The 13806-nt window shown below is 56.8% G+C and carries 12 protein-coding genes; 7 read left to right on the forward strand and 5 right to left on the reverse strand.

What is annotated here, in order from left to right; translation table 11 throughout:
- Positions 1-106: 106 nt before the first annotated feature.
- Positions 107-1378: an alkyl sulfatase dimerization domain-containing protein gene (locus CEE69_RS12890; protein WP_233215214.1), complete on the reverse strand. Its 1272-nt coding sequence runs from the start codon at positions 1376-1378 to the stop codon at positions 107-109.
- A 235-nt stretch (positions 1379-1613) separates the two neighbouring features.
- A complete protein-coding gene (locus CEE69_RS12895) occupies positions 1614-2474 on the reverse strand; it encodes an SDR family oxidoreductase (RefSeq protein WP_099261245.1) in 861 nt (286 codons plus the stop codon).
- A 161-nt stretch (positions 2475-2635) separates the two neighbouring features.
- Here CEE69_RS12895 and CEE69_RS12900 point away from each other — a divergent pair, with 161 nt between their 5' ends.
- On the forward strand, positions 2636-3076 hold the full coding sequence (locus tag CEE69_RS12900; protein ID WP_158231015.1) for a MarR family winged helix-turn-helix transcriptional regulator: 441 nt from the start codon (positions 2636-2638) through the stop codon (positions 3074-3076).
- Between the two features lie 201 nt (positions 3077-3277).
- Here CEE69_RS12900 and CEE69_RS12910 read toward each other — a convergent pair whose 3' ends face one another.
- On the reverse strand, positions 3278-4066 hold the full coding sequence (locus CEE69_RS12910) for an SDR family NAD(P)-dependent oxidoreductase (protein WP_099261059.1): 789 nt from the start codon (positions 4064-4066) through the stop codon (positions 3278-3280).
- A gap of 344 nt (positions 4067-4410) precedes the next feature.
- Between CEE69_RS12910 and CEE69_RS12915 the strand changes: the two genes are divergently transcribed.
- From CEE69_RS12915 to CEE69_RS12935, 5 genes are all read left to right on the forward strand, one after another.
- The gene (locus CEE69_RS12915) at positions 4411-6618 is read left to right on the forward strand and encodes a serine/threonine-protein kinase (protein ID WP_099261060.1); all 2208 of its coding nucleotides are present in this window, start codon (positions 4411-4413) and stop codon (positions 6616-6618) included.
- An 84-nt stretch (positions 6619-6702) separates the two neighbouring features.
- The gene (locus CEE69_RS12920) at positions 6703-7260 is read left to right on the forward strand and encodes a sigma-70 family RNA polymerase sigma factor (RefSeq protein WP_099261061.1); all 558 of its coding nucleotides are present in this window, start codon (positions 6703-6705) and stop codon (positions 7258-7260) included.
- A 266-nt stretch (positions 7261-7526) separates the two neighbouring features.
- On the forward strand, positions 7527-8423 hold the full coding sequence (locus tag CEE69_RS12925; RefSeq protein ID WP_099261246.1) for a DUF4437 domain-containing protein: 897 nt from the start codon (positions 7527-7529) through the stop codon (positions 8421-8423).
- Positions 8424-8471: 48 nt separating this feature from the next.
- A complete protein-coding gene (locus tag CEE69_RS12930) occupies positions 8472-9275 on the forward strand; it encodes an SDR family oxidoreductase (protein ID WP_099261062.1) in 804 nt (267 codons plus the stop codon).
- On the forward strand, positions 9272-10210 hold the full coding sequence (locus tag CEE69_RS12935; RefSeq protein WP_099261063.1) for a sulfite exporter TauE/SafE family protein: 939 nt from the start codon (positions 9272-9274) through the stop codon (positions 10208-10210). Before CEE69_RS12930 ends, CEE69_RS12935 begins: the two co-directional genes overlap by 4 nt.
- A gap of 35 nt (positions 10211-10245) precedes the next feature.
- On the opposite strand, the gene CEE69_RS12940 is transcribed toward CEE69_RS12935, so the two are convergent.
- On the reverse strand, positions 10246-11676 hold the full coding sequence (locus CEE69_RS12940) for a protein kinase domain-containing protein (RefSeq protein WP_143549219.1): 1431 nt from the start codon (positions 11674-11676) through the stop codon (positions 10246-10248).
- 146 nt (positions 11677-11822) lie between these two features.
- Here CEE69_RS12940 and CEE69_RS12945 point away from each other — a divergent pair, with 146 nt between their 5' ends.
- Positions 11823-12077: an indolepyruvate ferredoxin oxidoreductase subunit alpha gene (locus tag CEE69_RS12945; protein WP_099261248.1), complete on the forward strand. Its 255-nt coding sequence runs from the start codon at positions 11823-11825 to the stop codon at positions 12075-12077.
- Between the two features lie 672 nt (positions 12078-12749).
- Here the strand turns inward: CEE69_RS12945 and CEE69_RS12950 are convergent.
- Complete coding sequence (locus CEE69_RS12950) at positions 12750-13802, reverse strand: ADP-ribosylglycohydrolase family protein (protein WP_099261249.1); 1053 nt, start codon at positions 13800-13802, stop codon at positions 12750-12752.
- Positions 13803-13806: the final 4 nt, after the last annotated feature.

Consider the following 13806-nt stretch of genomic DNA (forward strand, 5'->3'; position numbering starts at 1 on the left):
TGATTTCCTCGAACATGTTGGCCGTTTGGGCGTTCGCCCCGGTTTTGCGCCGGAACCGTGGCTAACGCCAAGCGGCTGACATACCCGATGTCACCGGCCCACCCGCTTAGAACCAGATTTCGCTCAGCTCGCCCGATTCGAGTTCGTTGGCGTAGCTGAGGTAGTAGTTTCGGTTAGGGGCGTTGTATTCCTGGGCCGCCAGACCTCGCAGTGCAGCGATCTTGACTTTGCGAGCAAGTGGTCGGTCGGCGCCATCGAGCCATTTCATATGGTCGGAAAGTTCCAACGCCCACTGGTAGTCTTGCTTGTCCAAAGCAGCCTGCATTTGCTGAGACAGTTGCTGCGTGCCGCCGGCAAGCTCGGCGATCTTTTGGGCTTTGATTTTGGGTTCCAATGGATTCAGTGTCGTTGGGTTTCCATCGAACCAACCGAGCAGTCCCGAGTAAATTGCACGTGTGGCGTGCGGGACCGAACCGTAGAACTCGATCAGGTACGGTTCGTCTCTCAGGTCGGCAGGCAGTTTGACCTCATGAGCGATCTGGTCGGGTCCCTTTCCCGCATTGATTCCGCGAACGGTTTGGTCGTACACGCTGCGGATCGCTCGGCTGTAATCCGTCAATGCGGTCACGGCAGCTTCGGCGTCCAAGATCGGCATCGTGTGCCCAGGAACCAGATGGCTCGGCCGGAACTCAGCCATCTTCGCGACGCTTTCGGACCAGCTCCGCACGTCTCGATAGGCCGTTCCGCGAATCGCGTAGAGGTTTGGGAACGAACTGTAGAAGTTGTCACCAGAGAACAAGACTTTCCCCTCGGGCAACCAAATGAACATCGCATCGTCGGTTTCACCAGGAGCGACGTGCATCTCAAGCTTGATGCCAGCAATCGTCGTCTTCAATCCGTCGTCTGGGACTTGGATCGTCGGCGGTACAAAACCGTTTCCACCGTCGTGATCAGCGGTCAGCGCCGGGGCGACGCCGCGATTCGTGCTCTCCATGGGCGAGAGCTTCCGTCCGAATTGACGCACGTTCCGTTTTTGCTTGACCGGTCCAGCGGCTTTGGTCGTGCCTTCGGCCGATCCGAAGTTTTCGGTCCCGTAAATGTCTGGCATTTCTTCGCCAACAAATGCACTCGCGCCGCCGATATGGTCGCCATGACTGTGGGTGTAGATGATTGCTTTGACAGGCTTGTCGCTGTGAACGCGGAGAGCTTCGAAAGCCTCCTTGGCGCTCTGAGGTCCTTTCAACGTGTCGATGATGATGACTCCGTCCTTGCCAACAATCATCGACGTGTTCGCGCCGTGAAATCCAACGGCGGTGAAAACGTTGTCCGTGACTTGGACGACACCTTTCTGAAACTGCTGCTGTTGCGAATTCAGCATTTTCAACGCCGTCTGCGGATCAACTTGGGTGTCGCTGTGGGCGATTCCTGGCGAGACGATTGCTGGCGCGACAAAGGATGCGAACACCAGAGCGATTGATTTGAGTGGGATCGACATGTGGTACGTTCCTCGGATGAAGGGCTGGTTCTGCTTGGCGAAGTGGTTTTGTCGGTGCGGTGCGAACCATCCGGTGAGCAATCCGAGGGCCCGCGTCCTTGTGGTCGTCAGGGGACGATCATGCGAGCGAGTGCGACTTCAAAGAATCGAAATACGCTTCCCAGCTCTGGTGCTCGCGGCCGGCTGCCTCAACAAAGTGGCTTTCGTTGTCCACCGCACCGGTGCGAATGCCTTCGTAGATGCCAGCGATGATGTTGCCCAGGAATTCGCCAAGTTCTTGCGTGCGGTCGTCGCGATATTCTTCGACGGACATGGAACGAAAGGTAAGTTGGGTTCCAAACGCGTCGTTCAAGGAGTCCGTCAATTGCTGTTGAGTGATCGCGTCACCGTGCAGGTTGTAAGTGTGCCCGTTGTGTTTTGATTCCGTCAACATTTTCGCATAGGCAAACGCGAGTTCAGGACGCGTTGTGTACCCGCATTTTCCATCCCCGGCGCAGCTTGCGATCTCGCCTCGTTGTTGGTAATTGTCGATGTATTCCACGTCGGGCTCGATGTAGATGCCGTTGCGACCGATCACCCAATCCAGACCACTTTCACGGATGTCCGTTTCGGTTTGCCGGTTGCTTTGCACCACGGGTGAGAACGCAGTGCCGTCCTCCGCACCTTGAATGCTGGTGTAAACGATCTTGCGGACACCCGCCTGCTTGGCCGCTTCGATGACGTTGCGTTGTTGTTCGATGCGTTTCTCGGGAGCATCCATTCCGGACACCAGCAAGACGTGGTCGATGCCTTCGAGCGAGCTGGCAAGGTCGGATCGCGAGTTGTAATCGCCCGGTCGGATTTCAATCCCGAGCGAGCGGGCTTTGCTGGGAGTCCGAGCCAGTCCGATGACGTTTTCCTGGCCCACGATTGGAAGCGCTGCGTTGACTACTGCGCCACCCAGGTGGCCGCTGGCGGAAGTGATTGCGACTTTCATGATCGAATTCCTCGTCGGTGGGGGATGGCGAATTGCATCGTCGTGCGACTGGGAAAACTTGTCCCGTGCCGCCGTTAAGTGTATGATGCACATAAAGGCAATGCAACCGCCGCCAAATGGCGGCGTTTCGTTGCTTTTCAGTGCGACTACCTATGAGAGCATTCATGTCAAAACCTGAGCGACCCGGCTTTTTGATCAGTCGACTCGCCTACCTCTTCCGCGCACGAATCGAATCGGTGCTGGCGGAAAATGGTTCCACGCTGTCCCCCGAAGAATCCGCCTTGCTGATGGTCTTGGTGGAGTCAGAGCAACCGCTGCGCCGTGGAGAATTCGCGGAGATCATGTTGCGAGACAAGACCACCATCACGCGTCAGCTTGATGGGCTGGAGGCGAAGGGGCTGGTGCGAAGAAAACCGGATCCATCCGACGCTCGTGCGGTTCTGATATCACCGAGTCCGAAGGGAACTCGCCAGATCAAGAAACTGCTGCCGCACTTTCAAACGCTTCGAGAGAGCCTTCAGGACGGGCTGACGGCGGAAGAGTGGGCGACCGGGATGAAAGTCATGCGTCAGATGAAAGACAATCTGATCGCAATCGAATCGTAAGACTTGTGCGAACCGAAGTGACTCCAGGTTCGCACGATGTGACCTTCCTCGATCAGGACGTCGTGCCGCTTCCCATGCTCGGCCCCCTCCCTCACGTACGCCTGAACGGCGTCACTCGACCTCCCAAAAACTTCGTTCGGGAGAGGTTCTCAATTGCTGAAACCCGCTAAAGCGCCGCCTCGATCAACTGCACGACCTCGATCAAGCGATCGTGGGGACGATGCCGCCGTCGCTTCGCAGAGCAGCGCCGTTGATCGCTGAGGACAGTGGGCTGGCGACAAACGCGACCAAGTTCGCAATCTCTTCTGGCTCGATCAAACGCTGGATCAAGGAGGTCGGCCGGTTCTCTTGCATGAACCGTTTCTCTGCGGATTCGAAGGGTTCGCCAGGGAACAGATTGCCCACAAAGTCACGCACGCCGGGAGTTGCGGTGGAACCTGGCAGCACAGAGTTGACGGTCACCTTGGTGCCTTGAGTCAACTGAGCCAGGCTTCGCGAAAGTGCGAGTTGGGCGGTCTTGGTCATCGCGTAGTGAGGCATTTCTGGTGATGGAACCAGTCCTGACTCGCTGCTGATGAACACGATCCGTCCCGAGTTTTGGTCGAGCATTTGTTTGAGGTAGTGACGTGCGAGTCGCACGCCGCTCATCACGTTGACCTCAAAGATTTCATTCCATTGCTCGTCCGTCAGATCGAAGAAGTCAACCGCTTCAAAGACGCCAAGGTTGTTGATCAGGATATCGACCTGGGGATGTTCTTCAATCGTCTTGGCGATCCCGTCGGTAGTGCCATTGTCGGCGACCAACCCCACCAGTTTTGCCTCCGGGAGTTCTTTGCGAATTTCACCGATCGCCTTTTCAACGCTTGCTTCGCTGCGAGCATTGATGATCGTCGTCGCACCGTCAGCTGCGATGCGTTTCGCGATTGCCATCCCGATTCCGCCCGAGGATGCGGTGATCAGTGCGGTTTTGTCGTTCAGTCGTAGGTCCATGAGTCTGCTTCTTTTCGTTTCATAGCTTCGGTTAGGTGACTCGAGTCACCTGTCAACGTGAGATGTTCGTTCAGCATGGACGTCCGCACGGTGTTCGCCATCCGGCTCGCACAAACAACTACGCGTGCGTCACAACCCGCCACATAGCAAAACGGTAGCCGGATTCGCCAAGAATTCGGACGCTCACCGCTTCGCATTCGTCGTAGGATTGCCGTGCTTCCAAGAAGAGATTTGAGATTTCTCTACAATCCTTGATGGAAATGTCAGCCGGACGACGCACTGATGTTCATCACAAATTCCAAGCCCAAGTGACGGGCTGACATCTATGGATTACGTAGAAGCACATGAAAACGGAAGAGTCAATCTTTGTCGATGCCATCGAGCGGCCTGCTGAGGAAAGGATTGCGTTCATTCAACAGGAATGTGGCGAAAATGAGGCCTTGCGCCGGCGAGTGGAAGCTCTGGTGGCGGCGCATGAGAAAGAAGACGGATTCCTCGATTTCGATCCCGCTGAGACCACGGACACGACGTGGAGCGTAGACGTCGGGCAAGACATTGGTCCCTATCGACTGCTACAGAAGCTGGGGAAAGGCGGGTTCGGCGTGGTCTTCATGGCCGAACAACGGCACCCGATTCGACGCAAAGTCGCTCTGAAAGTCATCAAGCCGGGGATGGATTCGAAGGTCGTCGTGGCGCGCTTTGAAGCCGAGCGGCAAGCTCTCGCGATGATGGACCATCCAAACATCGCGCGAGTGTTTGATGGCGGAGCGATCGCGGCGGGCGATCGGCCTTACTTCGTGATGGAGTTGGTCAAAGGCGTTCCGATCACGGAGTTCTGCGATGCAAATTCATTGTCCACTGCGGAGCGGTTGCGGTTGTTCATTTCGGTTTGCAACGCGGTTCATCACGCACACCAAAAAGGCATCATTCACCGCGATATCAAACCGTCCAACGTGATGGTCACGCTGCACGACGGCCAACCCGTGGTCAAGGTGATCGACTTCGGCGTCGCCAAAGCACTGCATCAACGACTGACAGAAAAAACGTTGTTCACGCAGTACGGGATGATGGTCGGCACGCCCCAATACATGAGCCCCGAGCAGGCGGAGATCAGCGGTCTGGACGTCGACACTCGCAGCGACGTGTACTCGCTCGCTGTGTTGCTGTACGAGTTGATGACGGGAACGACGCCGTTGCAGACGGAATCTCTGCGCGAAGCCGGGTACCAAGAACTGCAGCGAATGATTCGCGAGGAAGAGGCGGTGAAACCAAGCCAACGCCTCAGCTCGTCAGGGCAAAAGTTGACCGTGCTGGCGAAGCATCGAAGCATCAGCCCGGATCGCTTGCCCCGAGAAATTCGCGGCGATTTGGACTGGATCGTGATGAAAGGGTTGGAAAAGGATCGCCGCCGACGATACGACTCCGCCAACGATTTCGCGACCGATATTCAACGTGCACTCGATCAAGAACCCGTCAACGCGGGACCGCCGTCGCTGGTTTATCGCTCGAAGAAATTTGTGGTCCGCAACCGAAGTCGGGTTGGCTTTGCAGTGGCGGCAGCCACCGTTCTCGCGGTCGCTGCATTCGCGTTTGGTGCGCATCAATACCAAACGCTGGCGGTGCAGCAACAGGATGAAGCTCGTTTGATCAATGCGGTGGATGAAGCGACCTCCGCAATGGTTGCGGTCGTCGACGCGTCTCCCGCCGATGAGCGTTGGGCGAGCACCGATTTCCTGGTTTCTCGCGTGCAGGATTTGGTCAGCGAATCCAACGCGGGAAGACCGACGTTGAATCGGGCAACGTCGTTTCTCGATCGCTATGAAGCCGCTCGTCGCGACCGAATGTTCGCTCTCGCGATGGAAGACGTGCTGATCGAACGAGGCACGAATCGTGATCTCGAAAGCTGGGAAATGATGGAGCAAGAACTGCGTCGGATCCTGCGAGCACGCGGGTATGACGTCGATGTGCTGGATCCAGAGGTGATGGGGCAACAAGTCCATCAGGATCGCGCCAACGTTTTTGTCACCGATGCGTTGGAGCTTTGGATTTCCACCCGCAATCATCTGGCGGAACTGGGAGGCGAGGAATTGACGTCGGATGAACTGCAGGCGTGGACCGAGGCGATGTGCGTCGCGGATCCCGACCCGTTGCGAATCGCGATTCGCAAGGTGATCTACGCAACTCAACCACCCAGTAAATCAGAATTGGAACACGTGGTGGAGCAATGTGACTTGGCGGCGAAATGCCCGCGGAAACTGTCTTGGTTGGCTGAGTCGTTCAAAATGTTGGGGGATCGGGAAAGGGCCGACGAGATTCAGCGTTTTGCGTTGATGCAGCATCCCAGCGACTTGATGTTGAATTTCGACTACGCGACAACGCTGATGAATGAAGAACAATGGAACCTGGCGATTCGATACTACATGCGATGCACCGCAATTCGTCCGCAGGTTCCTGGTGTCTGGACTGGATTGGCAGAAGCCTATCGACGCAACGGCGAATTGGGAGCGGCCGAGAATGCCGTGAAAATCGCGATAGAATTGGAACGCAGTTAAAATGCGGAGCTCGCGGTCATTCATCATGTTAAACAAGGTGAATAGAATGCTTGGCCGCCGGTTTCCCACAGACGCGAGGGTTCCTTGAAACAGCTCACTGAAATTCTCGACGCGCTCGATTCAGGAGACACCGCCGCAGCGAGGGATCTGTTGCCGCTCGTGTACGACGAACTTCGCCGTTTGGCTGCTGCGAAGTTGAGCCATGAACGGCCGGACCATTCGCTGCAAGCAACCGCGTTGGTGCATGAGGCTTGGATGAGAGTGGCCGGCGACGGTCGCGACGACCAACGAAAGTGGAATTCGCGTGGTCATTTCTTTGGTGCCGCTGCGGAGGCGATGCGCCGAATCTTGATCGACCACGCCCGTGCGGCTCAGGCCGAAAAACGCGGTGGCGGACGTGCCAAGATCGAACTCGATACATGGAACCATCCCGCCGCCTCGCAGCCCGAGAAGCTGATCGCATTGGACGATGCGTTGGCCAAACTTCAGGAGCTCGATCCGGTCAAAGCGGAGTTGGTCAAACTGCGGTTCTTCGCCGGCTTGACCAATCAGAAAGCCGCCGCCGCACTGGAAATCTCGACGGCGACAGCCGAGCGTTACTGGGCCTACGCTCGAGCGTGGCTGCAAACGGAAATGCAGTAAAACGCTCGAACGCCAGCATCTTCTTGGGCGATTTGCGAACCCAAGGCAGATCGGTTTTGCGCAAGCACCTCGCTGTTGCGTTTAGCCTGTTCCGCCTGGCAACAGCCACGGGAAGCAGTTGCGATTCTCTTGCGCCGGAGGTCTGTCCCGTGATTTGCGGGCCAAATGGCGATTTTGATTTTCTTTGAGTTTTCTTGATGGAGTTGGGGCTGAGCCTACGCACTGGAGTGCAAACCCAGCCCACAAATCCTTTTGGAGAAAGCCTGATGTCCATTTTTCGTCATTCAAAGAACGTCGCTGCCTGCCTGTCGTTCACCTTCGTGTCTTTGGCACCTTTGTTTGCTTGGTCCATCGAGCCGATTGTGTCATCCAAAGTGACAACCCCGTCGAACACGACCACCGAAGTGGTGCTGGCGTCGGAAGTCCAGTGGCAATCACTCAATCCGCTGCGTGGTGACCAGGCACCTCAAGCAGGAACGCTTTGGGGCGACCAAAACAAAGACGAATCGTCAGGGTTCCTGGTCAAGTTCCGCGATGGATTTTCGTCGCCGCCACACATTCACAACATCACCTATCGAGGCGTCGTCATTGGCGGTGGGTTGTTCAACGACGATCCCAGTGCCGAACCCATGTGGATGCCCGCCGGTTCGTATTGGATGCAACCGGCAGGGGAAGTCCACATCACTGCGGCCCGTGGTGCCAGCATCGCTTTCTTGGAAATTCAATCGGGCCCGTATCTTGTGATGCCGCCCAAAGAAGCATTTGACGAAGGCGAGCGGCCGCTGAATCTCGACGCTTCCAACATGGTCTGGCTCGATTCTTCCACCACGAATTGGATTGACGCGTCGGCACAAACCATTTCTGGCGGTGGTCCGAAATTGTCTTTCCTCTGGGGCAACCCCGATGCCGGTCAAGTCAACGGAACGCTCGTCAAGCTGCCCGCAGGATTCGTTGGCAAGTTGACCAACGACAGCGAAACGTTTCGGGCGGTCGTGATCCAAGGCCAAGCCAAACTCTATGACGCAACGGCTTCCGACATCACACCGCTGACGACTGGCAGCTACTTCGGATCCAGGGGATCGGTCGAGCACACCATTTCGACAGACGAAGAAGCCCTGCTCTACATCCGCACTGAAGGCGACTTCGGAATCGTCTCCAAGTAGCTCCAATCGATCGTTCAATCTTTCTCCCAACCAAGACTTGTTGAAATCATGACAGACAAAATACGCAATAAGACCATGTTGATCACCGGAGCCAATCGGGGCATCGGAAGAGTGATCCTTGACGATGCCATTGAACGAGGGGCGAAGAAGGTCTACGCCGCGGTCCGCGATCCACGAACCGTTTCACCGCTCATCGAAATGCACGGGGACCGAGTCGTGCCGATTCGGCTGGATCTTGAAGAGCCGAATTCGATTGTCGAGGCAGCGGAAGTGGCGACGGATGTCGAAATCGTGATCAACAACGCCGGCGTGATGAACATGAAGAGCTCGCTGGAGCCAGATGCGATCGAAGCTCTGCAACAGGAAATGAACATCAACGTTTATGGATTGATGCGAGTGGCCCAAGCATTCGCGCCGGTCCTCCAGGCAAATGGCGGTGGTGTGCTCGTGCAGCTCAACAGTGTCGCATCGGTGAGAGCATCTGCCAGTTTCGCGACCTACTGCGCCTCGAAAGCGGCAGCGTACTCCATCACCCAAGGGCTGAAGGATTTGTTGGGGGAACAGGGGACTCGCGTGATCAGCGTTCATCCCGGTCCCACGCAGACGGACATGGGCTGTGCCGCCGGTTTCGGCGATTTCGCATCCTCCCCATCGCTCGTTTCCAATTCAATTTTTGATGCGATCAACGACGGCCAGTTCCACTCGTGGGTTGGTCCGCTCGCCGAATTGGTTCGCCAACCCTACCAGCCATTTTCTGACAACGTGATCGAAGGCGACATGAAAGCCTTGCGTGAACGTGCCTTCGAAAACGAATCAACCACCGCGCATTCAATAGAAAACCTTTCACGATGAATCTCTGCAAAATCTTGCTCGTGTTGTTGTCCTTGGCATTCGGTGCTGGGTTGGGTGACATGTCGCTCGCCGCGGCGGACGACTCAATCGGTCAACTAGCGAGCGATTCAGAATCCGTTGGCGGCGAGATCGGTTTCGATGAAGGCTGGATCGTCGTGATCGGTCTGGTGGCTGCCATCGCCTTTTCAGCAGGCTTTGTTCACAGCGGGATCGGTTTTGGGTTTGGAATTGTCGCCATTGGATTGATGCCCTTGGTCATCGACGCCCGGCACACTCATTTGCTGGTCAGCCTTTGTGCGGTTCCAGTTCAGATGGGGACTGTCTGGGCCTATCGTCGTGGTGTTGTTTGGCGTCCGCTGTTGTTTGCACTGGGAGGAGCTTTGGTTGGGTTGCCGCTGGGGCTTTGGTTGTTCAACTCAATCAATCTGGATTGGCTGACACGTGGCACCGGTGTCGCACTGCTGATGATGATCGCGTACTCGTTCTACAACCGAGGCGCGGCACGCAAGCGGACGGAGGAAACGACGGATGTGTTTGACGAAAGCGAAGTCGCTCCCTCGGAAGAAAAGGACGATGTTGCGGGCTCGACGACAATTGGGATCGCGTCGGGATTCCTGATGGGCGCCGTCACGATGCCCGGGCCTCCCGTCGTCGCGTTCGCGTTGCAGCAGGACTGGGATCAAGAACAATTCAAAGCCTTTGTGAATCAGTTTCTGTTGGCCTTGTCAGTATTCAAAGTGGTCGGACTTCTTGCGACCGCTGATATTTCCCAGCAATCAGCAATCGAGTCTGCATTGATCATTCCGGCCGCCCTTTTCGGAATCGCAGTGGGCAAACGATTCAGCACCCGACTTTCTGCCGGCGGATTCCGGACGTTGGTCGCAGTGGGTTTGGCCGTGGTCGCTGTGCTACTGGTTGTCAAAGGTTCCGGCTGACTCGGGCGGCATCACGGGGATGCGATTCCATCGAATCATTTGCCCAATGATTCGATGGTGTGTCCGGAATGGATCGCACCGCGAAGAAGGTTTGTGATTTGGGTGAGCGTTATCTTTCGATCCGCCGGGGCCGGCGCAAGCGTTGCTTCCATGATTTGGTGCAGAGCAGGCGGGACGCCGGTTGGCGGTCGAAAGAATCGTTCTTCCGAGTGGAGAGTTCGCGACATCATCTCCACCGCCGATGCACCGGACTGGGGCGGTTGCTTGAACAGATGCCAGTGGACTAAACCGCCGATCGCGTGGAGATCGGTGGGAATGCCGATCGCACCGAAAGACGGATCGATTTGTTCCGGGGCAGCAAAACCCAAAGTGCCACCGAGAACAGACGTCGGGCCAGAATCCGAGGCTTGTGAGAATCCAAAGTCGGTGATCGTGATTCGGTCGTGCGAGTCAACGAGAACGTTGCTCGGTGTGAGATCGCCATGAACCAGTCCGGCTTGATGCACCGCCTCGAGCGTCTCGCAGATTTGCAATAACCAGCCGATGAACTGCGCTGCCGTGACGCGATCGAGCGCGTGCACTGGCCGACCGTCGATCCATTCACTGATGACGTACGGACCACCGTGTGGAGATTCGCCGTGGGCGACGTATCGAATGATGCCGGGATGATGGATTTGCGAGGCGATGTTGATTTCGCGAAGGAACGAGTGCCGGGCAGGATCGTTTTGCCAGTACGTTTTTCGCAAGAATTTGACGGCAACGCCGCGATCGTCTGACTGCATCCTCGCGTGATAGACCTTTCCGAAACCGCCGCTGCCAATCAACTTTCCCAGCACGAACTCGTTGTAGCCCACGCGAGGCAAGGAAGAGGACGCGGCAACGGGGCTGTTCGCGACAGGCTCATGCCGAGATTTCCCTTCCAGCTTTTGGCGAATTCTCACGAGACGGCGGCGCACCGTCCGCTCGTCAATTCCGAGTGAGTTCGCGATGTCACGCTGCGACCGATCTGCTAGCAGGCCCTCCACAATCGCGAACAGATCACTGGAAAGTTCTGTGTTCAAGGAGCTGAGAAACGTGTCCACGTGCTCGCCCGCTTCAGATGTTTCTTCGCTGGCGAGATGTGTTGATGCTTCCTCCAGCGTCACACGGTTCTGGTTCCCACCTCGCTTGGCAGCAGAAAGCCTTTCGATCGATCGGGACATTTTCAGGCGAGCGAACGTTGCCAAGAGTCGCCAGAGCGAAACATTGCTGCTGACCTGCACGCGGCTGTGTTTTGCCGCGTCAAAGAAGCTTCCCATCGCCGACTGGACGACTTCGTCCGGATCAATGGAGGATCGGTAGCGACGGTTCAGGCGGCTGGCGACCAACGCGACCAATCGGATTGCGTAACGATCGAACAACACTTCGGCGGCTTGTTCGTTTCCAGATTTCCACTCACGCAGCAGCCATCCGTCGGGTCGATCCATGATCGACTCAAAGAGGTTCTGATTTTTTTCGCGACTGCTGTCCGGTTCCAACGTTGGTTTCTCACTTCCCTGGTGGCATAGGCATCCTGCCTGTGATCGACATTCATGACAGGCTGGAAGCCTATCCCACTGGAGGAGACACGAAAATGACGATGGTGGTTACACAACCTTGCATTGGTTGCAAAGACAAAGCGTGCTTGCCGGTTTGCCCGGTCGAATGCTTTCACGAAGACGACAGAATGGTTTACATCGACCCCGACGAGTGCATCGACTGCGGAGCCTGCGTGCCTGAATGCCCCACCGAAGCCATCTTCTACAAAGACGATGTCCCGGAACAGTGGAAGGGATTCATCGAGCTGAATGCAACGAAATCGCAAGAATGCCCGTCAGCACACGAGTGAAGTCGTTCACCCAAGCAATCGCTACGTTCGCAAGACGGTAGCCGGATTCGCCAAGAATTCGGAGGCCCACAACTCGCGCCTCTGAATTCTGGCGAATCCAGCTACCAAGTTCTGTAGGCCAGGTTCCACCTGGCACCGCGCCGATGCTTGGGAACCAAGCGAGGCGTCCAGACAACCTGCCGTGGCGAAGGCGATGTCCTCCGGCATAGCACCCGCGCCAGTTGGGACCTGGCCTACACAACAACGGGTCCGTCACAACCAGCCACGTTCGCAAGACGGTAGCCGGATTCGCCCAGAATTCGGAGGCCCACAACTCGCGCCTCTGAATTCTGGCGAATCCAGCTACCAAGTGCTGTAGGCCAGGTTCCACCTGGCACCGCGCCGATGCTTGGGAACCAAGCGAGGCGTCCAGACAACCTGCCGTGGCGAAGGCGATGTCCTCCGGCATAGCACCCGCGCCAGTTGGGACCTGGCCTACACAACAACGGGTCCGTCACAACCAGCCACGTTCGCAAGACGGTAGCCGGATTCGCCCAGAATTCGGAGGCCCACAACTCGCGCCTCTGAATTCTGGCGAATCCAGCTACCAAGTTCTGTAGGCCAGGTTCCACCTGGCATCGCGCCGATGCTTGACAGCCCACTTCATTCCTGTTCTCACCACGACGCCAATGATCAGTAAGGTGGTGCAAGTCGGCGGAAGCCGTGAAAGAGAACAACGATTAGAAAAAACGAATTGCGAAGCAAGACAGCGATCGGATTGATTGTCGGAGTTTCGACGGACGCCTCACCGGCAACGGAACGAGCCAGCGAATCACCGAGTCGCTCCATCCACGCTGTGCTGCGAGGCCATTCGCAAATGCCGTGGATCCATTCCGCTGGGATCCCTTCGCGACCAACCCCGGCACCGACAATGCCGCCAACGATCGCGGCGGTTGTGTCAGCGTCGCCTCCGCAGCGAATCATCTCAGTCACGGCTTGGCGAAAATCCTTCGGATGCGATAGCCACGCATGAATCGCAACCGGAACGGTGTGATACGTGTAGCCGGTGACTCCATTGCCGAGCCCCAGCGAATCGGCAAACGTGTTCGTGGACTCTCTCTCACCGACGCTCTCGATTGCTTTTCGAAGCAGTTCAACCAACTCGGTGCCGGCTTCTCCGACCGCATCGACGACTTGATCGAGCCATTGGTTTGCATTGATCGTTGGGTGTTGGCGCGAATGTTTCGCAGCCAACGCCACCGCGATCGCTCCGTATTCGGCTTTGGGATCGCTGTGTGTCAGCCGCGAGGAGGCTCGCACCATTTTCAACAGCGATGGCACATCGACGATCGCGGCACCGAAGATCGCAGCTCGCATTGCCGGTCCGTTTCCAGCAGAGAACACACCCGCGTTTTCTGGCTTGGCGCCCAACCACAGTTTGACTCCGGCCCGAGCCGTTGCTTTGCCAACTCCCGCTGGCAAGGCCAAGATCCACCAACGCAGCCGACTTGCAAAACGGTTGGTGAACACATTGACATCGCCGCGCGCTTTGATCAGCGACTGAGCCACCATGCACATGTGCTCCGTATCGTCCGAGATCATCCCCCGCCGAAAGAAAAACCGGTAGCGATCCGCCGGTCCAAGCAAACGCTCGGCTCTCTGCGGCGAAACACCTTCGTAGGGAAGCCCCAACGCATCGCCAACCGCGGTCCCCAAAAGGCATCCAACGATCGCGTCGCATGTCATTGCA

This window comes from Rhodopirellula bahusiensis (genome assembly GCF_002727185.1).
Classification (GTDB): domain Bacteria; phylum Planctomycetota; class Planctomycetia; order Pirellulales; family Pirellulaceae; genus Rhodopirellula; species Rhodopirellula bahusiensis.

Excerpts from the sequence above, each read along its gene's own strand:
- CEE69_RS12945 (WP_099261248.1), top strand. The coding sequence starts at position 11,823 with ATGACGATGGTGGTTACACAACCTTGCATTGGTTGCAAAGACAAAGCG.
- CEE69_RS12900 (WP_158231015.1), top strand. The coding sequence starts at position 2,636 with ATGTCAAAACCTGAGCGACCCGGCTTTTTGATCAGTCGACTCGCCTAC.
- CEE69_RS12890 (WP_233215214.1), bottom strand. The coding sequence starts at position 1,378 with ATGCTGAATTCGCAACAGCAGCAGTTTCAGAAAGGTGTCGTCCAAGTC.
- CEE69_RS12915 (WP_099261060.1), top strand. The coding sequence starts at position 4,411 with ATGAAAACGGAAGAGTCAATCTTTGTCGATGCCATCGAGCGGCCTGCT.
- CEE69_RS12930 (WP_099261062.1), top strand. The coding sequence starts at position 8,472 with ATGACAGACAAAATACGCAATAAGACCATGTTGATCACCGGAGCCAAT.
- CEE69_RS12925 (WP_099261246.1), top strand. The coding sequence starts at position 7,527 with ATGTCCATTTTTCGTCATTCAAAGAACGTCGCTGCCTGCCTGTCGTTC.
- CEE69_RS12910 (WP_099261059.1), bottom strand. The coding sequence starts at position 4,066 with ATGGACCTACGACTGAACGACAAAACCGCACTGATCACCGCATCCTCG.
- CEE69_RS12935 (WP_099261063.1), top strand. The coding sequence starts at position 9,272 with ATGAATCTCTGCAAAATCTTGCTCGTGTTGTTGTCCTTGGCATTCGGT.
- CEE69_RS12950 (WP_099261249.1), bottom strand. The coding sequence starts at position 13,802 with ATGACATGCGACGCGATCGTTGGATGCCTTTTGGGGACCGCGGTTGGC.
- CEE69_RS12940 (WP_143549219.1), bottom strand. The coding sequence starts at position 11,676 with ATGGATCGACCCGACGGATGGCTGCTGCGTGAGTGGAAATCTGGAAAC.